The sequence below is a fragment of the Cedecea sp. P7760 genome, from assembly GCF_013386425.1.
Taxonomy (GTDB): domain Bacteria; phylum Pseudomonadota; class Gammaproteobacteria; order Enterobacterales; family Enterobacteriaceae; genus Cedecea; species Cedecea selenatireducens.
In genome coordinates this window covers 298000-320127 of sequence record NZ_JACARU010000015.1, presented here as the reverse complement: position 1 = coordinate 320127, position 22128 = coordinate 298000, and the positions used below count along the sequence as shown (strand labels likewise).

At 53.8% G+C, this 22128-nt stretch carries 20 protein-coding genes and 1 other RNA gene; 4 read left to right on the top strand and 17 right to left on the bottom strand.

Annotated features, from left to right (window positions below; all coding sequences use genetic code 11):
* Positions 1-5 precede the first annotated feature (5 nt).
* The 6 genes from gcvH to HX778_RS07015 form a co-directional block, all read right to left on the bottom strand.
* Positions 6-395 carry a glycine cleavage system protein GcvH gene (gene gcvH, locus HX778_RS07040; protein WP_008461608.1) on the bottom strand — a complete coding sequence of 130 codons (390 nt, stop codon included), beginning with the start codon at positions 393-395 and terminating at the stop codon, positions 6-8.
* 29 nt (positions 396-424) lie between these two features.
* Positions 425-1522, bottom strand: coding sequence for a glycine cleavage system aminomethyltransferase GcvT (gene gcvT, locus HX778_RS07035; RefSeq protein ID WP_038479111.1), 1098 nt, complete (start codon positions 1520-1522; stop codon positions 425-427).
* Positions 1523-1959: 437 nt separating this feature from the next.
* On the bottom strand, positions 1960-3159 hold the full coding sequence (gene ubiI / locus HX778_RS07030) for an FAD-dependent 2-octaprenylphenol hydroxylase (RefSeq protein WP_038479108.1): 1200 nt from the start codon (positions 3157-3159) through the stop codon (positions 1960-1962).
* Between the two features lie 12 nt (positions 3160-3171).
* Positions 3172-4350, bottom strand: coding sequence for a 2-octaprenyl-6-methoxyphenyl hydroxylase (ubiH, locus tag HX778_RS07025; RefSeq protein ID WP_176981594.1), 1179 nt, complete (start codon positions 4348-4350; stop codon positions 3172-3174).
* Complete coding sequence (pepP, locus tag HX778_RS07020; RefSeq protein ID WP_176981593.1) at positions 4347-5663, bottom strand: Xaa-Pro aminopeptidase; 1317 nt, start codon at positions 5661-5663, stop codon at positions 4347-4349. Before pepP ends, ubiH begins: the two co-directional genes overlap by 4 nt.
* A 23-nt stretch (positions 5664-5686) precedes the next feature.
* On the bottom strand, positions 5687-6265 hold the full coding sequence (locus HX778_RS07015) for a YecA family protein (protein WP_144244050.1): 579 nt from the start codon (positions 6263-6265) through the stop codon (positions 5687-5689).
* A gap of 168 nt (positions 6266-6433) precedes the next feature.
* On the opposite strand from HX778_RS07015, the gene zapA reads away from it, so the two are divergent.
* The 3 genes from zapA to HX778_RS07000 all read left to right on the top strand — a co-directional run bounded on the left by zapA (position 6434) and on the right by HX778_RS07000 (position 7605).
* Positions 6434-6763 carry a cell division protein ZapA gene (zapA, locus tag HX778_RS07010; protein WP_038483197.1) on the top strand — a complete coding sequence of 110 codons (330 nt, stop codon included), beginning with the start codon at positions 6434-6436 and terminating at the stop codon, positions 6761-6763.
* Between the two features lie 41 nt (positions 6764-6804).
* A non-coding RNA gene (gene ssrS, locus HX778_RS07005) (6S RNA) lies at positions 6805-6988 on the top strand.
* A gap of 20 nt (positions 6989-7008) precedes the next feature.
* On the top strand, positions 7009-7605 hold the full coding sequence (locus HX778_RS07000; protein ID WP_176981592.1) for a 5-formyltetrahydrofolate cyclo-ligase: 597 nt from the start codon (positions 7009-7011) through the stop codon (positions 7603-7605).
* 38 nt (positions 7606-7643) lie between these two features.
* Here the strand turns inward: HX778_RS07000 and serA are convergent, their stop codons facing one another.
* Complete coding sequence (gene serA / locus HX778_RS06995) at positions 7644-8882, bottom strand: phosphoglycerate dehydrogenase (protein WP_038479096.1); 1239 nt, start codon at positions 8880-8882, stop codon at positions 7644-7646.
* A gap of 303 nt (positions 8883-9185) precedes the next feature.
* A complete protein-coding gene (gene rpiA, locus HX778_RS06990; RefSeq protein ID WP_038479093.1) occupies positions 9186-9845 on the bottom strand; it encodes a ribose-5-phosphate isomerase RpiA in 660 nt (219 codons plus the stop codon).
* 188 nt (positions 9846-10033) lie between these two features.
* Here rpiA and argP point away from each other — a divergent pair, with 188 nt between their 5' ends.
* The gene (gene argP, locus HX778_RS06985; RefSeq protein WP_008461592.1) at positions 10034-10933 is read left to right on the top strand and encodes a DNA-binding transcriptional regulator ArgP; all 900 of its coding nucleotides are present in this window, start codon (positions 10034-10036) and stop codon (positions 10931-10933) included.
* Between the two features lie 53 nt (positions 10934-10986).
* Here the strand turns inward: argP and HX778_RS06980 are convergent, their stop codons facing one another.
* From HX778_RS06980 to fbaA, 9 genes are all read right to left on the bottom strand, one after another.
* Complete coding sequence (locus HX778_RS06980) at positions 10987-11724, bottom strand: oxidative stress defense protein (protein WP_038479089.1); 738 nt, start codon at positions 11722-11724, stop codon at positions 10987-10989.
* A 110-nt stretch (positions 11725-11834) separates the two neighbouring features.
* Positions 11835-12470: an arginine exporter ArgO gene (argO, locus tag HX778_RS06975; protein ID WP_176981591.1), complete on the bottom strand. Its 636-nt coding sequence runs from the start codon at positions 12468-12470 to the stop codon at positions 11835-11837.
* Positions 12471-12612: 142 nt separating this feature from the next.
* Complete coding sequence (gene mscS, locus HX778_RS06970; RefSeq protein ID WP_038479082.1) at positions 12613-13473, bottom strand: small-conductance mechanosensitive channel MscS; 861 nt, start codon at positions 13471-13473, stop codon at positions 12613-12615.
* A 171-nt stretch (positions 13474-13644) separates the two neighbouring features.
* Entirely contained in the window at positions 13645-15939 is a 2295-nt protein-coding gene (gene pflB / locus HX778_RS06965) for a formate C-acetyltransferase (RefSeq protein ID WP_176981590.1), read from the bottom strand.
* A gap of 29 nt (positions 15940-15968) precedes the next feature.
* Positions 15969-17177 carry a propionate kinase gene (tdcD, locus tag HX778_RS06960; protein ID WP_176981625.1) on the bottom strand — a complete coding sequence of 403 codons (1209 nt, stop codon included), beginning with the start codon at positions 17175-17177 and terminating at the stop codon, positions 15969-15971.
* Positions 17178-17213: 36 nt separating this feature from the next.
* Complete coding sequence (tdcC, locus tag HX778_RS06955) at positions 17214-18545, bottom strand: threonine/serine transporter TdcC (protein ID WP_038479072.1); 1332 nt, start codon at positions 18543-18545, stop codon at positions 17214-17216.
* Positions 18546-18560: 15 nt separating this feature from the next.
* Complete coding sequence (gene tdcB, locus HX778_RS06950; protein WP_038479069.1) at positions 18561-19559, bottom strand: bifunctional threonine ammonia-lyase/L-serine ammonia-lyase TdcB; 999 nt, start codon at positions 19557-19559, stop codon at positions 18561-18563.
* Between the two features lie 99 nt (positions 19560-19658).
* Entirely contained in the window at positions 19659-20597 is a 939-nt protein-coding gene (gene tdcA / locus HX778_RS06945; RefSeq protein ID WP_176981589.1) for a transcriptional regulator TdcA, read from the bottom strand.
* A gap of 402 nt (positions 20598-20999) precedes the next feature.
* Complete coding sequence (gene fbaA / locus HX778_RS06940; RefSeq protein WP_038479063.1) at positions 21000-22079, bottom strand: class II fructose-bisphosphate aldolase; 1080 nt, start codon at positions 22077-22079, stop codon at positions 21000-21002.
* Between the last annotated feature and the right edge of the window lie 49 nt (positions 22080-22128).

Sequence of the window (22128 nt, the reverse complement as noted above, 5' to 3'; positions counted from 1 at the left end):
AAAAATTACTCGTCTTCTAACAGCGCTTCATAGGCAGAAGCATCCAGCAGCGCGGCAACCTGTGCTTCGTCGCTGGCTTTAATTTTGAAGATCCAGCCTTCTCCGTAAGGCTCGCTGTTGACCAGCTCCGGGCTGTCGCTCAGCGCGTCGTTAACCGCAACGATTTCACCGCTGATTGGGGCGTAGATGTCAGAAGCCGCTTTCACGGATTCGGCAACGGCACAATCATCGCCGGCAGAAACGGTGGCACCCACTTCAGGCAGATCCACAAACACCATGTCGCCCAGCAGTTCCTGCGCGTGTTCGGTGATGCCCACGGTGTAGCTGCCGTCAGCTTCTTTACGCAGCCATTCGTGCTCTTTGCTGTATTTCAGTTCGTTCGGCACATTGCTCATTGTTTTCTCCTGATACCTGATTTCAAAATTTAAAGCGCAACCGGCTTACCGGCGCGAACAAAAATAGGTTTGGTGACTTTGACCGGCATTTCGCGGTTGCGGATCTGCACAATCGCCGTTTCACCGATGCCGGCCGGTACGCGGGCCAGCGCAATGCTATAACCGAGCGTAGGCGAGAAGGTGCCGCTGGTGATCGCCCCTTCATGGATATTGCCCTGCGCGTCGGTAAACCGTACCGGCAGCTCATTACGTAATACGCCTTTTTCGGTCATGATCAAGCCAACCAGCTGCTCAGTGCCGCTGGCGCGCTGCGCTTCCAGCGCTTCACGGCCGATGAAATCACGATCTTCCGGCTGCCAGGCGATAGTCCAGCCCATATTGGCAGCCAGCGGAGAAACACCTTCATCCATATCCTGGCCGTAGAGGTTCATACCCGCCTCAAGCCGCAGCGTGTCGCGAGCGCCCAGCCCGCAAGGCTTAACGCCGGCTTCAACCAGCTGCGCCCAGAACTCTGCGGCCTTTTCGTTAGGCATCGCAATTTCATAGCCCGCTTCGCCGGTGTAGCCGGTCGTGGCGATGAACAAATCGCCGGACTGCACGCCAAAGAACGGCTTCATGCCTTCAACGGCTTTACGTTGTTCTTCGCTAAACAGCGTGGCGGCTTTAGCCTTCGCGTTCGGGCCCTGAACGGCAATCAGCGACAGGTCATCGCGCACGGTAACGGACACGCCATACGTCTCGGCATGCTGGTTAATCCAGGCAAGGTCTTTTTCACGAGTGGCGGAGTTAACAACGAGGCGGAAGCTGTCTTCGGTGAAGAAGTAGATAATCAGGTCATCAATTACGCCGCCGGAAGCATTAAGCATGGCGGTGTAAAGCGCTTTGCCTGGCTGAGTCAGTTTGGCGACGTCATTGGCGACCAAATAACGCAGGAATTCGCGGGTACGGCTGCCCTGCAGGTCGACGATGGTCATGTGGGAAACGTCGAACATACCGGCGTCGGTGCGTACCGCGTGGTGTTCATCAATTTGTGAGCCGTAGTGCAGCGGCATCATCCAGCCGTGGAAATCAACCATGCGGGCGCCACAAAGCGTGTGCTGTTCAAATAAGGGGGTCTGTTGAGTCATCTTTTCCTCTTTAACCATCTGGTTGCAAAGCGGATTTGGCTTTGCCAACCGTCAGACGAAACCCGGCACCGCCACCGTTCCCCGATAGCGACGCAAACGTTACCTTTGACCTGAACTTACCACCGAACGGGGGCGTAAACCATAAGCGAAAAACGGTCATTGCATTAGCTTATGACCAAAATGGGAGAGGAAGTGTGCAGAGTAATTCACTGAAAAAATGCGATACACCCCACATTAACAGCAGGTATTTAATGTCGAATTTAGCACTAGCTAACATTTACGACCATTTCAGAAACAAATTAACTACATCGCTAAAATTGTAAGATTAGAAAATGTAATCCGAGATTTGTCCTGAGATTAGAATATTTCAAACGAGGGCGAAGGTGCCCTTCCCGGTCATCGGGAAGGGAAATGTGACGGGGTTATCACTTAGAGATTCAACGTAGCCAGGACGGCAGATCTTGCAGCCCCATCGCCTGACGGATCAGTTGGGGCTTCACGCCCGGCAGCGTGTCGGCAAGCTTCAGGCCGATATCCCGCAGCAGCTTTTTCGCCGGGTTGCTGCCGGCAAACAGGTCGCGGAACCCCTGCATGCTGGCAAGCATGACCGCCGCACTGTGCTTGCGGCTGCGCTCATAGCGACGCAGGTAGAGATGCTGCCCGAAGTCTTTGCCCTCAAGATTCAGGCGACGGATTTCGGCAATCAATTCTGCGGCATCCATAAAGCCCAGGTTGACGCCCTGCCCGGCCAGCGGATGAATGGTATGGGCGGCATCGCCCACCAGCGCCAGGCGATGACCGGCAAAGCTGCGGGCATAACGCCCCGTCAGCGGGAAGACGCGGCGCTCGCTTTCCACGGTGCACAGCCCGAGGCGCATATTAAAGGCTACGGAAAGCGCCTGATTAAAGGCTTCATCGTCCACCTGCTGCATACGCGCCGCTTCTTCCGGCGGCAGCGACCAGACAATCGAGCACAGATGCGGGTCAGAGAGCGGCAGAAACGCCAGAATACCTTCTCCGTGAAACGCCTGCCTGGCGACAGCCTGATGCGGTTCGGCGGTGCGAATCGTTGCCACCAGCGCGTGGTGATTGTAGTCCCAGAACGTCAGCGGAATGTCTGCTTTATCGCGCAGCCAGGAGTTGGCACCATCAGCGCCGACGACCAGCCGTGCGGTCAGCATCGCGCCGTCTTTGAGGGTCAGAAACGCTTCGTTTTCGCCCCAGGCAACCTGGTTAATTTCCGCCGGTGCCATCAGGGTGATGTCGCTGCATTGCTCCGCCCGCTGCCAAAGCGCCTGGTGGATCACCGAGTTTTCAATGATGTGCCCAAGATGGCTAAAACCAAAGCTCTTGTCGTCAAAGGCGATTTGCCCGAAGCTGTCTCGCTCCCAGACTTCCATCCCGTGATAGCAGCTGGCCCGCTCGCTAATTTTTGGCCACACGCCAAGGTGCGTCAGCAGTTTTTCACTGGCCGCATTGATCGCCGAAACACGCAGTTCAGGCGCGGCATCAGGCGCAAGCGGCTGAGGAAGGTGGCTTTCAATGACCGCAACGCGCAGGCCGCTGCCCTGGAGCCCACAGGCTACCGCCAGCCCCACCATGCCGCCGCCGACAATCGCCACATCTACGCTTTGCAAATTGACTCTCCTTTAACGCGCCACCCAACCCAGGGTGCGCTGAGCCAGCACGTCTCGTGCCGGGGTAAAATGTTCCATCGCCATCAGGCCAAGATTACGGCCCGCCACCAGCGGTGCCCAGCGGTTAGCAAACAGCTGAACCAGCCCGTCGGTAACGCCAATGGTCGCGGCTTTATCTGCGGCACGACGCTGCTGCCAGGCCGCAAGCACCGGGAAGCTGCCGACATCGGTGCCTGTGGCGTGCGCCTGTGCTAATCCTTCGGCCAAAGACATGACGTCACGCAGGCCGAGGTTAAAGCCCTGACCGGCTATTGGATGCAGCGTTTGCGCGGCATTACCGACCAGCGCCAGGCGATGAGAAACTGTCTGCGAGGCCGTCGTCAGCGCCAGCGGATAGTGATGGCGCACGCCCGCATGGGTAATTTTCCCGAGCCGCCAGCCAAAGGCACGCTGCAGCTGCTGGCAAAACTCGGCTTCGCTCCAGCGTTCAACTTCTGCACGAGCCTCCAGCGCGTGGCACCACACCAGCGAACAGCGCCCGTCAGACATCGGCAGCATGGCAATCGGCCCGTGCTCGGTAAAGCGCTCAAACGCCCGCCCGTTATGGGGCTCGGAGGTGGTGACGTTGGCGATGACTGCAACCTGATGATAGCTTTGCGGCTGCCAGGTCACGCCGCACTGCGCGGCAAGCTTAGAGCGAGTGCCATCCGCCGCGACCAGCACGTTACCCTGCAGCTCGACGCCATTATCCAGCACAACGTTTACGCGATGTTCATTCCGGGAGAAAGACGCCACACGTTGTGGACAATGCAGCGTTACGCCCGGCGCCTTACGCAGCAGGCCAAACAGGCGCAGCCCGATGTCATGCAGCTCCACCACATGCCCGAGCGCATCAATCTGATAATCTTCCGCTTCAAGCGTGACAAACCCGGCGTGGCCCCGATCGCTAACGTGCACGGTTTTAATCGCCGTTGCACAGTCGGCAATAGCAGGCCAGATACCAATGCGGTCAAGCTGTTGGCAGGTGCCTTTTGCTAACGCAATCGCGCGAGCATCAAACCCCGGATGCGCGGTGGAATCCGGCGCTACGGCTTCAATCAGGCTAACCGGTAGCTTGCCGCGAGTGAGCGTTGAGATAGCCAGCGCAAGCGTCGCCCCGGCCATCCCGCCGCCAACAATGATTACGCTCATTGCTGACGCGCCGCAGCCATCAGCGCTTCGATATCGTCTGCCGATTTCACCACGCTGGCGGTCAGATTTTCATTGCCGTCTTTGGTGATAACGATGTCGTCCTCAATGCGGATGCCAATGCCACGGTACTGCGCAGGCACGTCCGCATCCGGCGCGATATAAAGCCCCGGCTCAACGGTAATAACCATGCCCGGCTCGAGCACGCGCGACTTGTCCTGGCCGTAAGAGCCAACGTCATGAACGTCGAGCCCCAGCCAGTGGCTCAGGCCATGCATAAAGAAGGCGCGGTGAGCATTGCTGGCAATAAGCTGATCGACATCGCCTTTGAGAATGCCCAGTTTCACCAGCCCTTTAACCATGATGCGTACGACTTCCGCCGTCACTTCCTGCATGGAGGTGCCTGGACGGTAGAGTTTTAGCGAAGTTTCGAGGGATTCCAGGACAATGTCGTAAATCTCACGCTGTGCCGTGCTGAACTTCCCATTGACCGGGAAGGTACGCGTGATGTCTCCGGCATAGCTTTGGTATTCACATCCGGCGTCAATCAGCACCAGATCGCCGTCGCGCAGCTCACTTTCGTTTTCGGTGTAATGCAGAATACAGCCGTTTTCACCGCCGCCGACGATGGTGGTGTACGAAGGATAACGCGCGCCATGGCGAGTAAATTCGTGATGAATTTCCCCTTCGAGCTGATATTCAAACATTCCCGGACGGCAGGCCTGCATGGCACGAGTATGCGCCAGCGCGGTGATTTCCCCGGCGCGGCGCATAACTGCAATTTCCTCTTCTGATTTGAAGAGGCGCAGTTCGTGCACCGTCGGGCGCCAGTCCGTCAGCGTTGCTGGCGCGGCCAGGTTTTGACGCGAACCGCGACGTAGCTTATCCAGCGCGGCAAACACGATGCTGTCTGCGTATTCGTACTCGCCCTGTGCGTGGTAAACCACGTCCAGACCGTTTAACAGGAGGTGTAGCTGTTCGTCGATTTCCGTAAAGGCCAGCGCGCGATCCACACCCAGCTTCTGCGGTGCAGCTTCCTGGCCAAGTCGACGACCAGACCAGATCTCAGCGCTTTTATCCCGCACGCGGTTAAACAGCACGCTGTGGTTATGTGATGTGTCACTTTTAATGAGCACCAGCACCGCTTCCGGCTCGTTAAAACCGGTGAAGTACCAAAAATCGCTGCTCTGCCGATAGGCATACTCGCTATCCGCATTACGGATAACTTCGGGCGCGGTAAAGATAAGCGCAGCGCTGCCGGGGGCCATTTTAGCCAGTAACGCCTGACGGCGACGGAGAAATTCCTGCTGATTCATCACACCTCCTGACATTTTTATCGTTAGTGGAGCGTTGGCTTGCGTACCTCTGGTGCGGTCGGTGCCGCATGAGTAAAGGTGTCGTGGCACAGCAGTGCAGCAACACGTACATACTCAATAATCTCTTCGAGGGACATTTCCAGCTCTTCCTGATCTTCGTCCTCGTCATAGCCCAACTGGGCAATATTACGCAGATCGTCAATCGCTTCGCCGGTTTCGCCGGTGACTTTATCCAGCTTGCTCTGCATCACGCCGAGGCCCAACAGGAAGTGGTTTACCCAGCCGGAAAGCGCATCGGCACGATCGAAGACGGAGACATCATCCCCATCCGGCAGGTAAAGCTGGAACAGGAAGCCTTCGTCTTCCAGCGCGTCGCCAATGGCACCGTGCATATTACGCAACGGGTCCGCCAGATTCTGGCTAAAGGCGAGGCCTTCGTTAGTCAGGTCATGCAGCAGCGTTTGCCAGCTGGTATCGTTGTTACCGCCGCACAGCATGCCGCTGATTAAGCCGTGCATTTCTGCAGGCGTCAGGCCCACACCCTGTTGGTTCAAAAGTTGACCGACTAAGTCGTAGTCAGGCATTGCGTTCTGTATTGACATGCGCATTCGTCATCGTTGGCAGGAATAGTGTGTGTTATGCTACCACCAGGACCCCCGCAGATACCAGAAAAGGGCTTGTATCTTGATATCGGGATAGCTATAGTGGCGCCCCTTCCGCTACCGGGGCCGGTAGCGTTAAGGCAGGCGAGTAAACAGCAGGAAGGTAGCATGTCTGCACAACCAGTCGATATTCAAATTTTCGGTCGTTCATTGCGCGTGAATTGTCCGCCTGAACAACAGGATGCGCTGAATCAGGCTGCGGAAGAGCTGAATCAGCGGTTGCAAGATTTAAAAGTTCGCACTAGAGTCACAAATACCGAGCAGCTGGTCTTTATCGCAGCACTGAACATTTGCTACGAGCTGACTCAGGAAAAGTCGAAAACCCGTGACTACGCCGCCAACATGGAAGAGCGTATTCGGATGCTACAGCAGACCATCGAACAAGCATTGCTTGAGCAAGGTCGCATCGCAGACCGACAGGGTCCAAAGTTTGAATAACACTTCGCAGTTGACTATGGTAGAGTAACTTCGAAGACAAAATTTCTCTGAGATGTTTGCAAGCGGGCCAGTCCCCTGAGCCGATATTTCATACCACAAGAGTGTGGCGCTCCGCGGTTGGTGAGCATGCTCGGTCCGTCCGAGAAGCCTGAAAACCATGACGACACACTCACCTTGAACCAAGGGTTCAAGGGTTACAGCCTGCGGCGGCATCTCGGAGATTCCCTCTTTACTACCCAGCCATCATGACGCATATCCCGTTAACCTCAACGCTTCGTCAGAACATTCGCCAGACAATCCGGCAGCGACGTCGGTCACTCACTCCCGCTGAACAACAAACTTTTGCCCTACAGGCCGCTGAACGCATGCTGGCGTTTGAGCCGGTTCTTGACGCGAAAACCGTGGCACTGTTTCTTTCCTTCGACGGCGAGCTTGATACCACGCCGCTGATTGAAGCACTGTGGCAGGCGGGAAAAGAGGTTTACCTTCCGGTTCTTCACCCTTTTAGCGCCGGTAACCTGCTTTTTTTGCGCTATACGCCGCAAAGCAATCTGGTCACTAATCGCCTGAAAATTCTAGAACCTAAGCTGGACGTTCGCGACGTGTTGCCGCTGAATAGGCTGGACGTGCTGGTTACGCCTCTGGTTGCCTTTGATGAAACCGGACAGCGTTTGGGGATGGGCGGCGGGTTTTACGACAGAACGCTACAGAATTGGCAGCAGTACGGCCTTTACCCGGTTGGCCTGGCTCACGATTGCCAGCAGGTGGATGCATTGCCAGTCGAGCAGTGGGATATCCCTTTACCAGCCGTAATCACACCGTCGCGCCTCTGGCAGTGGTAATGCCCCTTCCCCATCAGAGGAAGAGGCAGCCTCGTCTATCAGTACAGCAGGCGGGCGCGGATGGTGCCCGGAATTGCTTTCATTGATTTCAGCGCTTTCTCCGCAACATCTTCCGGCGCATCAATATCAATCACGACGTAGCCCATGTGCGGCGTAGTCTGCAGGAACTGAGCGGCAATGTTGATGCCCTGCTCGGCAAAGATCTGGTTAAGCGCGGTCAGGATCCCCGGACGGTTCTCATGAATATGCAGCAGACGGCTGGTTGTACCCCCGTGCAGCGGCAGAGAAACTTCAGGGAAGTTAACCGCAGACAGCGTAGAGCCGTTATCAGAGTATTTCGCCAGCTTGCCCGCCACTTCCAGGCCAATGTTTTCCTGCGCTTCCTGAGTCGAGCCGCCGATGTGTGGCGTCAGGATAACGTTGTCGAACTCGCACAGAGGTGAGTTAAACGGATCGCTGTTAGTCGCAGGTTCGGTCGGGAAGACGTCGATGGCCGCACCGGACAGGTGTTTGCTGGACAGCGCGCCGCACAGAGCAGGAATATCCACCACCGTGCCGCGAGAAGCGTTGATCAGCAGCGAACCCGGCTTCATCAGCGCCAGTTCGTTAGTGCCAATCATGTTTTTGGTCGAGGCGTTTTCAGGCACGTGGAGACTCACCACATCGCTCATATTCAGCAGGTCGGAAAGATGCTGAACCTGAGTGGCGTTACCCAGCGGCAGCTTGTTCTCGATGTCGTAGAAGTAAACGTGCATTCCCAAAGATTCAGCCAGGATCCCCAGCTGCGTGCCGATGTGGCCGTAACCGATAATGCCCAGCTTTTTACCACGAGCCTCGTAAGAACCCACGGCCAGCTTGTTCCACACGCCACGGTGCGCTTTGGCGTTAGCCTCTGGAATACCGCGCAGCAGCAGCAGCAGTTCGCCAATGACCAGCTCAGCAACGGAACGGGTGTTAGAGAACGGGGCGTTGAACACCGGAACCCCACGCTTCGCGGCGGCGTCCAGGTCAACCTGGTTTGTCCCAATGCAGAAACAGCCCACCGCCACCAGCTTCTCGGCTGCGGCAAAGATCTCTTCGGTCAAATGGGTGCGGGAACGCAGGCCAATGAAGTGAGCATCACGGATCGACTCTTTCAGCGCTTCGGAATCCAGCGCGCCTTTATGAAACTCAATGTTGGTGTATCCCGCCGCGCGAAGATTATCCACCGCTTTTTGGTGCACGCCTTCGACAAGCAGGAATTTAATTCTGTCTTTATCCAGTGATACTTTTGCCATTTCCCCGACCCTATTTCTGTGCTGTTGTGTTCGTTTCTGGGCGGTGATGCGCCACCGCCTATAAGTTACCCTTCTGTCAAAATATCAAAATCTACGTTTGGGGCAATATGAACGATTGCGTCGCCGTCTCGTCAGGAGGGAATAAGGCGGCAGGTGTCAGAATAAAATGCTGGGAGGGAGGAAGAACCAGGAATGAATCACAGGACTGTTACCAAAATGTGATATATGTCACCAAATATGCCGTTAAAATAATTTGTCATTTTTTATACGGATTTTTGGGGCGCGGGATGCGCCCCGGTCAGATCATTTCACGATGGTTTTCACGCCGTCTGCGGTGCCGATCAGCGCCACATCCGCGCCGCGGTTCGCAAACAGACCCACGGTCACCACGCCAGGCATACCGTTGATGGTATTTTCCAGCTTCATCGGCTCCATGATGCTTAGACCATGCACATCCAGAATGATGTTACCGTTGTCCGTTACCACGCCCTGGCGATATTCCGGGCGGCCGCCCAGCTTCACCAGCTCACGCGCTACGGCGCTGCGCGCCATCGGGATAACCTCAACCGGCAGCGGGAAGTTACCAAGAATATCGACCTGCTTGGACGAGTCCGCGATGCAGACAAACTTCTCTGCTACCGAAGCGATGATTTTCTCGCGGGTCAGGGCCGCACCGCCGCCTTTGATCATCTGCATCTGGTTGTTAATCTCATCGGCACCGTCAACATAAACGCCTAATGAGTCCACCTCATTGAGATCGAAAACGGTAATCCCAAGGCTTTTCAGTTTCGCGGTGGAAGCGTCGGAGCTGGAAACAGCGCCTTCAATCTGGTGTTTGATGGTGCCCAAAGCATCAATAAAGTGTGCGGCAGTTGAGCCCGTGCCCACGCCCACAATGGTGCCCGGCTGCACGTACTGGAGTGCTGCCCATCCGACTGCTTTTTTCAGTTCATCCTGCGTCATAATTTTATGCCTGTGATGTGGAAACTGACGCGCATTATAGAGCATGCATCGGAAAAATGTCCCCGGCTTTGCCGCAATGCCAACGTCATCACGTTCGAACGAAATCACCGCTCGCCGATTTGGTCTGAATCAACGGCAAATTTATGTCATAGTGATTGCCCGACAAAATCAGGAGCAAAAGAACAACAATGAAACGCCCGGACTACAGAACGCTGCAGGCGCTGGATGCGGTAATTCGTGAACGAGGATTTGAGCGTGCGGCGCAGAAGCTGTGCATTACTCAGTCGGCCGTCTCACAACGTATTAAGCAACTGGAAACGATGTTCGGCCAGCCATTGTTGGTGCGCACCGTGCCGCCTCGTCCTACCGAGCAGGGCCAAAAACTGCTGGCGCTTTTACGCCAGGTTGAGCTGCTGGAAGAAGAGTGGCTGGGCGACGAGCAAACCGGCTCCACGCCGCTGCTGCTTTCCCTGGCGGTCAACGCCGACAGCCTGGCAACCTGGCTGCTGCCGGCTCTGGCGCCGGTATTAGCCGACTCGCCTATTCGCCTGAATCTTCAGGTTGAAGATGAAACCCGGACTCAGGAACGCCTGCGCCGTGGTGAAGTGGTCGGGGCGGTTTCCATTCAGCCTCAGCCGCTGCCGAGCTGCCTGGTGGATCGCCTGGGCGCGCTGGACTACCTGTTTGTTGGGTCGAAAGATTTTGCCGAACGCTATTTCCCTAACGGCGTCACGCGTTCAGCCCTGCTTAAAGCCCCCGCCGTTGCGTTCGATCATCTCGACGACATGCATCAGGCGTTTTTACAGCAGAACTTTGACCTGTCGCCGGGCAGCGTGCCATGTCATATCGTTAACTCTTCGGAAGCCTTTGTGCAGCTGGCTCGCCAGGGCACAACCTGCTGTATGATCCCGCATCTGCAAATTGAGCGCGAGTTGAATAGCGGCGAATTAATCGACCTGACGCCGGGCCTGCTGCAGCGACGCATGCTTTACTGGCACCGCTTTGCGCCTGAAAGCCGCATGATGCGTAACGTGACGGATGCTTTGCTGGAGTACGGGCATAAGGTATTGAGGCAGGATACGGAATAACGCTTTGATTAACCCTCGCCTGGAACGGCGAGGGTTAAGGTGAAGATCAAATCTTACTGAGCAGGAGCAGCCGGAGTCTGTGCGCCCTGCAGTTCAAACACCACATCAACCTGGTCGTCAAACTGAATAGTCTGCTGATCGTAGGTATCCTGAGCGGAAGCCGGCGCTGCTGCGTTCGCTTTCATCATGCGAACCATCGGCGCTGGCTGGTAGTTAGAAACGTGGTAACGCACGCTGTATACCGGCCCCAGCTTGCTGTTAAAGCCTTCTGCCAACAGCTTCGCCTGACGGGTCGCATCGGTAATCGCTTCTTTACGTGCTTTATCCTTGTATTCTTCCGGATGTGCAACGCCCAGGGACACGGAACGGATTTCGTTCAGGCCGGACTTCAGCGCACCATCAAGCAGTTCGTTCATTTTATCCAGCTGACGCAGAGTGACTTCCACCTGGCGTACCGCACGGTAGCCCTTCAACTGGGTTTTACCGTCTTTCAGGTAATCATATTCTGGCTGTGTGCGCAGGTTGGCGGCATTGATGTCCTTCTTCTCTACGCCATTTTTCTGCAGGAAGGTCAGATATTGCGCCACGCGATCGTCAGCCTGTTTTTTGGCGGAAGCTGCGTCCTTAGCGGTCACATTGACTTCGATGGCGAGCGTGGCGATATCAGGTACTGCATCGACGCTGGCTGTCCCGGAGGTGACCACGTGCGGCCCGTTTGGCAACTCGCCTGCCTGTACAGAAACAGAACCTAATCCCATTAACGCGGCTAATGCTAAAATTTTAAACTTCACTGTAACTCCTCCGTGCTACGTTCCACTGTGATTACGCCGATCGAGAAACTCCCGGCGTCTGCCAGCAAGCTTAGCCTGTAATAGTAACTTGTCTATCAGATTATGGCGAATTAGCCCACGAGCGCCGCGATATGCTGCACGCCATCTCTGGCCAGCTGAGCCGCGATAACCCACATCACAACGCCAACGACGCCATTAATAATACGCTGGGCTTTCGCCGTGCGCAGACGTGGCGCAAGCCAGGCGGCAAGCATTGCCAGACCGTAAAACCAGAGAATAGAGGCGCTGATGGTGCCCAAAGCAAACCAGCGTTTCGCTTCATCAGCAAGCTGGCCACCCAGGCTACCAAGCACCACAAATGTATCCAGATAAACGTGCGGGTTGAGCCAGGTGACAGCCAGCATAGTGACGACGATTTTCCAGCGCCCCTGCTTGAGTACCTCTGCCGAGGCTAGTTCCACATTGCTGCTCATCGCCGTGCGCAGCGCGCCCCAACCGTACCACAGCAGAAACGCCACTCCGCCCCACGTGACCAGCGCCAGCAGCCAGGGAGACTGCATCAGGATGGCACTGCCGCCAAAAATCCCGCCGCATATGAGAATGATGTCGCTCAGCGCGCACAGCGAGGCGATCATCAAATGATACTGACGACGAATGCCCTGATTCATCACGAAAGCATTTTGCGGCCCCAGCGGAAGAATCAGCGCCGCCCCCAATGCAATACCTTGAAAATAATAAGCTAACACGCTGCACACCCTTCAAATATTCATCATTTGGCGTGAGTGTAATGCGCAAAAATTATTAGAGGAAATGGATATTATTAATCACTAATAAGAATTACTAATCACCAGAGGCAAAAATAAGGCCAGCGGAAGCTGGCCTTGAGGATTATGCGTTTTCAGCGTCGTTCGTTTTACGAACGTGAACGTCCATTTGCGGGTAAGGAATGCCGATGCCGTTGGCATCCAGCCCCTTCTTAATTTGCTCCAGCACGTCCCAGTAAACGTTTTGCAGGTCGCCGCTCTTACTCCAGGCACGCACCACAAAGTTTACCGAAGAAGGCCCAAGTTCATTAACACGCACCGTGATATCTCTATCTTTTAGCACGCGCTCGTCGCGGCTCACGATATCGGTGAGGATCTGCTTAACCTGGTCGATATCAGCCTCGTAAGAGACGCCAATGATAAATTCATTACGGCGCACCGGCTCGCGGGAGAAGTTGATGATATTGCCGGCGATGATTTTACCGTTTGGCACCACCACGATTTTGCCGTCAACCGTGCGCATCGTGGTGGAGAAGATCTGCACGTTAAGCACGGTGCCTGCAATGCCGCCGAGGTCAACATACTCGCCGGTACGGAACGGACGGAAGGTCACCAGCAGCACGCCTGCGGCGAGGTTGGACAACGAGCCCTGTAGCGCCAGACCAACGGCCAAACCGGCGGCACCGAGAACGGCAATCACGGAAGCGGTTTGCACCCCAACCCGGCTCAGGGCCGCAATCAGCGTGAAGGCAATAATGCCGTAGCGTACCAGCGCGGAGAGGAAATCAGCCACGGTGCTGTCTATGCCACGAGCCAGCATCAGGCGATTCACCGTGCTGGAAATCAGGCGGGCAACGATCATCCCGACAATCAGGATGGCAACTGCGGCAACGATGTTCACCACATAACTGAGCAGGAGCTCCTGATTTCTCGCCAGCCAGCCTCCTGCATTGTGAATACTGTCTACTACGTTGAGATCTTCCATTTACTGTTCCTTGTCCGAAAAGTTTCTACGCCTGGAGAGGCAGCTCAGACCGTAAAGGGTAAACAAAAACGCATGAATGTGCCAAGCAGGTCACAAAATTGTTCACGAATTGCGTGTTAATACGGCAAAAGAAGGGAAAAACCCGGACATCTGTCCGGGCTTATTAGCGGCTTACAGCGCCTGGGTGAAGGTTCTGGAAATCACGTCCTGCTGCTGCTCGCGGGTAAGCGCGTTAAAACGCACCGCGTAGCCGGAAACTCGAATGGTTAGCGTCGGGTAATTTTCCGGATGTTCAATGGCATCCATCAGCATCTCACGATTCATTACGTTGACGTTCAGGTGCTGGCCGCCTTCCGTTTTAACATCGTGATGGAAATAACCGTCAAGCAGCCCCACCAGGTTATGGCGACGAACGGAGTCATCTTTACCCAGCGCGGCCGGAACGATGGAAAACGTATAGGAAATGCCGTCTTTCGCGTAGCTAAACGGCAGCTTCGCCACGGAAGTCAGCGAGGCCACGGCCCCCTTAGTGTCACGCCCGTGCATCGGGTTAGCACCGGGAGCGAACGGCGTTCCGCCCCTGCGCCCATCGGGCGTATTGCCCGTTTTCTGCCCGTAAACCACATTGGAGGTAATCGTCAGGATCGATTGCGTCGGCACCGCGTCGCGGTAGGTGGGCAGCGCCTGAATTTTCTTCATAAAACGCTCAACCAGGTCACAGGCAATGGCGTCCACGCGGTCGTCATTATTGCCGTACTGCGGATAGTCGCCCTCAATCACAAAATCTACCGCCAATCCGGTGTGGTCACGCACTGGCTTAACCACCGCGTGTTTGATAGCCGAAAGCGAGTCCACCGCCACCGAAAGCCCGGCAATTCCGCACGCCATCGTGCGGTAAACATCCCTGTCATGCAGCGCCATCAGCGACGCTTCGTAGCTGTATTTATCGTGCATATAGTGGATGAGATTAAGCGCCGTCACGTACTGCACCGCCAGCCAGTCCATAAAGCTATCAAGGCTGGCCATCACCTTGTCATAGTCCAGCACGTCGTCGAGCAACATCGGGGTTTTAGGCCCGACCTGAATCTTCAGCTTTTCATCCACCCCACCGTTAATGCAGTACAGCAGGGTTTTCGCCAGGTTGGCGCGAGCACCAAAGAACTGCATCTGTTTGCCAATGATCATCGGGCTTACGCAGCAGGCAATAGCGTAATCGTCACTGTCGAAATCGCTGCGCATCAGATCATCATTTTCATACTGCAATGACGAGGTTTCGATAGACACTCTGGCAGCATAGACTTTGAACGCGCCCGGCAGCGCTTCTGACCATAGAATGGTCAGGTTAGGCTCTGGCGCAGGCCCCATGGTGTGCAGCGTATTCAGGTAGCGGAAGGTACTTTTCGTCACCAGCGTACGACCGTCCAGCCCCATTCCGCCCAACACTTCGGTGGCCCAAATAGGATCTCCGGAGAACAGCGAATCAAACTCCGGCGTGCGCAGGAAGCGCACCATGCGGATTTTCATAATGAAATGGTCAATTAATTCCTGCGCCTGCTGCTCGTTGAGCAGGCCAGATTTAATATCGCGCTCAATGTAAATATCGATAAAGGTCGCGGTACGCCCAAGCGACATCGCCCCGCCGTTTTGCGACTTCACCGCCGCCAGATAGGCAAAATACAGCCACTGAATCGCCTCCTGAGCGTTGCCTGCAGGTCGCGAGATATCAAAGCCGTAGCCTGCGGCCATTTCCTGAATTTGCAGTAACGCGTGGCGATGTTCCGCCAGCTCTTCACGCAGGCGAATCGTCGCTTCAAGATCCTCCCCACGCTCCAGCTTCTGCTGCAGATCGGCAAACTGTAGCTCGCGCTCGCGGACCAGATAGCCGATACCATACAGCGCCACGCGGCGATAATCCCCGATGATTCGGCCACGCCCGTAGCCGTCCGGTAATCCCGTTAAAACGCCGGACTTGCGGCAGCGCAGAATATCCGGCGAATAAACGTCGAACACGCCCTGATTATGGGTTTTGCGTAATTCGGTAAACTGGTATTCGAACTCGCGATCCATTTTTCGACCATAAGCTTCAAACGAGCTTTTGATCATATTGATGCCGCCAAAAGGATGCAGCGCGCGCTTCAATGGTTTATCCGTCTGCAGGCCAACGATCTTTTCACGTTCCTGAATAATGTAGCCGGGGGCGTGAGCGGTAATTGAAGTAGCGACGTTGCTGTCAAAGTCTACCGGCGCATGGGTGGCGTTTTCGACACGAATGCCTTCCATCACCTTTTCCCACAGCGCCGTAGTAGCCGCCGTCGCTCCCGTCAGAAATGCATCATCCCCTTCATACGGCGTATAGTTTTGCTGGATAAAATCCCGAACGTTAATTTCATGCTGCCAGCTTTCTCCACGGAACTGCTGCCAGGCATGAGCATAATTATCATGGGAGATATCAATATCCATTTTCATTAATTCAATCCTCTGTACAACAAATGAGATTAAGCGAATTCCGCTAAATGAGAGGCTTTCCCCAGCCGTCGGGCATCAAAAGCAATCATTTTTTCTTCATTGGTAGGAATTACCGCGCACAGCACCGCAGAACTTTCGGATGAAATAATTCGCTCGCCGTCAGAATTAGGCCGCGCGTTTTTTTCTTCATCCATATCAATGCCGAATACGCGTAAATGTTTAATGACCAGCCTGCGAATAAGCACGGAATTTTCGCCAATGCCGCCGGTAAAAATTAAACCGTCAAAACGGGGGAGCGAAGTAGCATGCCCGCCTATGGCTCTGGCGATACGGTGCACAAAAGTGTTTATCGCCAGTTCGGCACGAGCGTCACCTTCCCGCCAGGCTTTCTCCAGCGTCCTCAGGTCGGAAGAGATACCCGAAAGCCCCAGCAGGCCTGATTCGGTGTTTGCCACCTGCTCAAGGTCATCCAGCGATTGCCCGGTTTGCCTTGCCAGCCACACCATCGCCCCGAAGTCCACGTCGCCACACCGCGTGCCCATGATGAGCCCTTCCAGCGGCGTCATTCCCATAGAGGTATCGACGCTTTGCCCTCCTGCAACCGCACAAACCGACGCGCCGTTACCCAGATGAGCAATCACCAGCCCTGATGAGACGCCTTTCAGTTCAGGCAACTCAGCAGCCTGCATTGAAACGTAGCGGTGAGAGGTGCCGTGGAACCCATAGCGCCTGACGCCGTGCTCTTTGAAGTAGCTGTACGGCAGGCCATAAAGGTAGGCTTCCGGGCTAATCGTCTGATGAAAACTGGTATCAAATACCGCGACCTGCGGCACGCCAGGAAAGCGCAGCCGGGCAGAGGCGACGCCGCTAAGGTTGGCATAATTGTGCAGCGGAGCGAGCGGTGAAACGGCACGAATTTGCTCCACAACCTCATCCGTGAGCAATACCGATTCGCCAAAAATAGCCCCGCCGTGCGCAATGCGGTGGCCTATATAGGCCACGCATTCAATCAGGTTGCGCTTTTCAAGTTCGAGAGCAATTGCCGCCAGCGCATCTTCATAATTGGAATGAGCCAACTTCACCGGCTCGCCGCTATTAACAATCAGCGTGGTCGCCTTGGTATTAATCCCCTCGCAAATCCCCGTTAAAAGTGGCTCCATGGAAATTTCATCCAGCACGGAAAACTTAACTGAAGATGAACCGCAATTTATGGTTAATATTACCGGATATTCATTCATATTAACGTTCACTCATCCTGAGCCTATGACGATTAATTACAAGATTTTGTATACGATATTCAGGATCGTCAGCAGGCCGATCGCGGTAACGAAGATGTTTTCGGTTCTGCCTCTATATTTGCTCAGCGCCGGGACTTTACGAATAGCGTACATCGGCAGCAGGCACAGCAGAGAGGCAATAATCGGGGCCCCCATTGCTTCAATCAGGTCAAGAATGTTGGGGTTAGCGTAGGCCACAACCCAGGTTGACCCCATGATAAACGCCATGCTGATCAGATTAAGTTTGCTCTGAGAAATCTTCGTTTTGTCGCTCTTATAGCCAAACTTCAGGACCAGGCCATTCAGCCCTTCCAGCGTACCCAGGTAGTGACCAAAGAAGGATTTGAAAATGGCCACCAGGGCGATAATCGACGCGCCGTATTCCAGCACCGTGGCAAAAGTAGACTTAGAACCGGACAGCGAAGAGAAATGGTTAGCGAGGTAGGACAGCACCGGAATGTTCTGCGCTTTCGCTTCAGCCATGTTCTGCGGCGACAGCGTGAACAGGCAGCTGAAGGCGAAGAACATCACCACGCCGACCATCAACATGCTGGCACGTGAGATGATTTTTGAGCACTTATCTTCGGTATAGGCTTTTCCGAAATCCGCTTCGTACTCTTCGCGCTTCGACACTACAAAAGAAGAGACAATCGGCGAGAAGTTAAAGGAGAACACCATGATGGAGATACCGAGCCACACCGTCACCAGAATGCCGTCATGCCCGGTCAAGGCGATTTCACTCAGATTCACCTGCTCGATAACCGCCGAATTCCAGTAAGGGATCAGCGACAGGGAAATAATAATCAGGCTCGCGATGAACGGGAAAACGAGATAGCTCATCACCTTCACCATCAGATCCTTGCCGAAGAAGATGACAAAGGCCATCAACATCAGCAGCAACAGCGCGACCAGCCCACGATTTAGCGGCATAAGCTGAAGCTGGTTTTCCCAGAAGGTCATGAAGGTGTTAGTGATGGTGACGCCGTAAATCCACAGCAGCGGGCAAATAGCAAAGAAGTACAGGAAGGTGATAACCACCCCGCCGGTTTTACCAAAATGCTCCTCTACGGTTTCGGTGATATTTCCCGATGGGTTACTGCCGGAAAGGCACAGCCGCGCCAGCGCCCGGTGGCAGAAGAAAGCGATTGGGTAGGCCAGAACCAGCATGATCAGTATTGGGATCAGGCCGCCATAGCCCGCGCGAATCGGGAAAAACAGTACTCCCGCGCCGATGGCGGTGCCAAACAGGCCGAGAGTCCAGGTGGTATCGGACTTACGCCACAGGGAGGATTCTTTTTGACCAACAAGGGTTGTTTCTGCATTACTCATAATGAAGATCCTTATTTAACTCAGGCAGGCTTCCGCGGTGCCAGTAATTTCAGAGACGCGAGACAAATCAATATTTCCGCCAGAAATAATACTCACGGTTTTCCGGCCTTTAATATAATGGTCAAGCTTGCCGCTTAATAAAGCAGCACAGGCAAGCGCACCGGCCCCCTCGGTGACAATTTTGTTTCTCTGAATAAGTGCCACCATGCTATTTCTGATCTCTTCTTCGCTGACCAAAATAATATCGGTGACTAATTTTTTAACGATTTCGAAGGTTAACGCCCCTGGGCGAGCGACGTCACAACCGTCAGCCAACGTGCTGCTTGCTCGATACGCGGTAATTTCGCCAGTACGGAAAGAAGAGGCCATGCCGTGAACGTTTTCTGCCTGCACGCCAATAATATTAATCGTTGGGTTAATGGATTTAATCGCTACCGCAATCCCGGCAATCAGGCCACCGCCGCCAATAGGCACAATCACATTATCGACGTCGTATAGATCTTCAAGGATCTCCAGGCCAATCGTGCCCTGCCCGGCAATCACTTTTTCATCATCAAAAGGTGGGATAAAGATGCGCCCTTCGGTTTCAACAATCTCGCTAACCTTAGCGATGGTTTCGTTAAAATTGTCGCCGTGGATAATGACCTGAGCCGAATAATCTGTGGTGGCGGCGACCTTCGACTTTGGTGCCCCTTTTGGCATCACCACCTTGCCGTTGATACCGAGAAGCGCACAGGACAATGAAACGCCCTGGGCATGATTCCCCGCTGAGCAGGCCACGACGCCCCGGGCTCTTTCCTCTTCGCTCAGCGAGCTAAGCTTGTTGAATGCGCCGCGCATTTTAAACGAGCCGGTGCGCTGCATATTTTCAAATTTTAAATAGATGTCACCTTTACAGCATTCGCTAAGATAATTAGAGCGAGGCATCCCGGTTTTATACACAAATCCAGATATTCTTTTTTTCGCTTCGAGAACATCGTTAAAAGTGACAGGAAGTTCGTTGTCGATATGCATGTTGACCTCTGCATTAAAAATGCAATATTAGAGATGGCAAATAGATGCAATTCGCCGCCCTTGGTTAATTAATAATAAAAAGCGAGTTGGTTAGTTTTGCTAAGCCACCACCGTTAATTTATTAAATTGATATTGATTACGTACTGAATGCACTCTGGCTAATTCGACCAACGTGGCGGCTGATTTTTTTATTCGGCAATTTTTTGACCATACCGCGGCATAGCGTGCTACAGGCAGTTCATCCGTTAAGGGAACCTGAATAAACTCCTGAGAACCAAAGGGGGCGATCATTTCACGGGGAATAATCGTCAGGAAACCGGCGGTCAGCACCATGTTATAGATGGTGACTACGGAGTCAGTTTTGATGATTTTATCGCTGGTGATGTGGTTCTTTTGCAGGATGGTCAGGAGTTCGCTGTAGTAGCCCATTTCGGTGTGAGGCAACACCCACTGCTCATGGCTTAATGAGCGAAGCGTCATCGCGCCTCCGCGCGTTCGTGTTCGGCTGGCAACCAGAATAAACTCTGATTCGAACAGCGGCTCAATATGTAAATCCTGAAGCAGCATTTCGTCGCTGAGCGTGCCGATAGCAAAGTCCAGCCTGCCGTCGCGTATTGCCGGTAAGAAGGAACAAAGCTGCGCTTCAAACATCGAGACTTCGGCATGAGGGTACAGCTCTTTGAAGGCTTTCATCATGCCCGGCAGGAAAGTAAAGCCGATAAGTGAAGGATAGCCGAACGAAACATCCACCGCCTCGCTGCCGACCAGGCTGCTCATTTCGTTGCACATATTGCGCATTTCGCGGGTAATAGACTCGGCGTAGCCGAGCAGCACTTTACCTGCCACGGTGAGCTGAACGCCGGTATTTTTGCGAATGATAAGCTCCAGTCCGAACAGAGCCTCCATGTCGCTGATAATTTTACTGACCGCTGGCTGAGTCAAACCCATCTGCTTCGCCGCAGAGCCAAATGAACCACTTCTTACCACTTCCTGAAATACGACCAGGTGCTGTGTTTTAGGTAATGTCGTATTATCCATAAAGCGCCATGCCTAATAAGTTGCCGATGGCAGCGATCTTACGAATTCCCCGTTAAAGGTTATGTGCTGCGACTCACAACTGCTCAACCATGATTTGTTCAATAAGCACTCGAATACAATAAAATACAAAAATAACAATGAGTTATGATTTTGCGATCTGCCATTTATATGATTAAGGTCAACCTAAATATCCTGAATAAAATAAAGTTATGGTGATAATAAATTCATATAAATGTCAGTAAGCTGTTATCAGAAATGAGAATTTATACAGATTGCCGTTAATTCATCCAGCCAGGTAAAAATATGATTTAATATTAAAAACACCTGCAAATATTACACTTTTATTTGAATATAAAAAAACCCGCCGAAGCGGGTTTTCACTAAAGCAAGGCTAAACTCAAATTACAGAACGTCTACCGCGTTCAGCTCTTTGAATGCCTGCTCCAGGCGAACGATCATGGAGCTCTGAGCTGAACGCAGCCAGACGCGTGGATCGTAGTATTTTTTGTTCGGCTGGTCAGCGCCTTTCGGGTTACCCAGCTGACCCTGCAGGTAAGCTTCGTTTTCTTTGTAGTAGTTCAGAATACCTTCCCAGGTCGCCCATTGGGTGTCGGTATCGATGTTCATTTTGATAACGCCGTAGCTTACGGAGTCTTTGATTTCCTGAGCGGAAGAACCGGAACCGCCGTGGAAGACGAAGTTCAGGCTGTTGTGCGGCAGGTTATGTTTCTTAGAAACATAGTCCTGAGAGTCGCGCAGGATGGTTGGGGTCAGAACCACGTTACCTGGTTTGTACACGCCGTGCACGTTACCGAAGGAAGCCGCGATGGTGAAGCGTGGGCTGATTTTGCTCAGCTCGGTGTAAGCGTAATCAACGTCTTCTGGCTGGGTATACAGAGCAGAAGCGTCCATGTGGCTGTTGTCCACGCCGTCTTCTTCACCGCCGGTGCAGCCCAGTTCGATTTCCAGGGTCATGCCCAGTTTGGACATGCGAGCCAGGTATTTTGAGCTGATTTCGATGTTTTCTTCCAGAGACTCTTCGGACAGGTCAATCATGTGGGAAGAGAACAGTGGTTTACCGGTAGCGGCAAAGTGTTTTTCACCCGCGTCCAGCAGGCCATCGATCCACGGCAGCAGTTTCTTAGCGCAGTGGTCAGTGTGCAGGATAACCGGAACACCGTAATGTTCAGCCATCTGGTGAACGTGGTGCGCGCCAGAGATTGCACCCAGGATAGCAGCACCCTGTGGAACATCAGTTTTCACGCCTTTACCAGCGATGAAAGCAGCACCGCCGTTGGAGAACTGAACGATAACCGGAGATTTTACTTTCGCAGCGGTTTCCAGAACGGCGTTAATAGAGTCGGTACCGACGCAGTTAACGGCTGGCAGAGCAAAGTTGTTCTCTTTTGCTACCTGGAAGATTTTCTGTACGTCGTCGCCAGTTACAACACCTGGTTTTACGAAATCAAAAATTTTAGACATGTTGATGTGTCCTGTAGGCCTTGGAAAAATCGAATCACCGTCCTGAATC

Coding starts and splice junctions, on each gene's coding strand:
- gcvH (WP_008461608.1), bottom strand. CDS start 395: ATGAGCAATGTGCCGAACGAACTGAAATACAGCAAAGAGCACGAATGG.
- gcvT (WP_038479111.1), bottom strand. CDS start 1,522: ATGACTCAACAGACCCCCTTATTTGAACAGCACACGCTTTGTGGCGCC.
- ubiH (WP_176981594.1), bottom strand. CDS start 4,350: ATGAGCGTAATCATTGTTGGCGGCGGGATGGCCGGGGCGACGCTTGCG.
- pepP (WP_176981593.1), bottom strand. CDS start 5,663: ATGAATCAGCAGGAATTTCTCCGTCGCCGTCAGGCGTTACTGGCTAAA.
- HX778_RS07015 (WP_144244050.1), bottom strand. CDS start 6,265: ATGTCAATACAGAACGCAATGCCTGACTACGACTTAGTCGGTCAACTT.
- zapA (WP_038483197.1), top strand. CDS start 6,434: ATGTCTGCACAACCAGTCGATATTCAAATTTTCGGTCGTTCATTGCGC.
- HX778_RS07000 (WP_176981592.1), top strand. CDS start 7,009: ATGACGCATATCCCGTTAACCTCAACGCTTCGTCAGAACATTCGCCAG.
- serA (WP_038479096.1), bottom strand. CDS start 8,882: ATGGCAAAAGTATCACTGGATAAAGACAGAATTAAATTCCTGCTTGTC.
- rpiA (WP_038479093.1), bottom strand. CDS start 9,845: ATGACGCAGGATGAACTGAAAAAAGCAGTCGGATGGGCAGCACTCCAG.
- argP (WP_008461592.1), top strand. CDS start 10,034: ATGAAACGCCCGGACTACAGAACGCTGCAGGCGCTGGATGCGGTAATT.
- mscS (WP_038479082.1), bottom strand. CDS start 13,473: ATGGAAGATCTCAACGTAGTAGACAGTATTCACAATGCAGGAGGCTGG.
- pflB (WP_176981590.1), bottom strand. CDS start 15,939: ATGAAAATGGATATTGATATCTCCCATGATAATTATGCTCATGCCTGG.
- tdcD (WP_176981625.1), bottom strand. CDS start 17,177: ATGAATGAATATCCGGTAATATTAACCATAAATTGCGGTTCATCTTCA.
- tdcC (WP_038479072.1), bottom strand. CDS start 18,545: ATGAGTAATGCAGAAACAACCCTTGTTGGTCAAAAAGAATCCTCCCTG.
- tdcB (WP_038479069.1), bottom strand. CDS start 19,559: ATGCATATCGACAACGAACTTCCTGTCACTTTTAACGATGTTCTCGAA.
- tdcA (WP_176981589.1), bottom strand. CDS start 20,597: ATGGATAATACGACATTACCTAAAACACAGCACCTGGTCGTATTTCAG.
- fbaA (WP_038479063.1), bottom strand. CDS start 22,079: ATGTCTAAAATTTTTGATTTCGTAAAACCAGGTGTTGTAACTGGCGAC.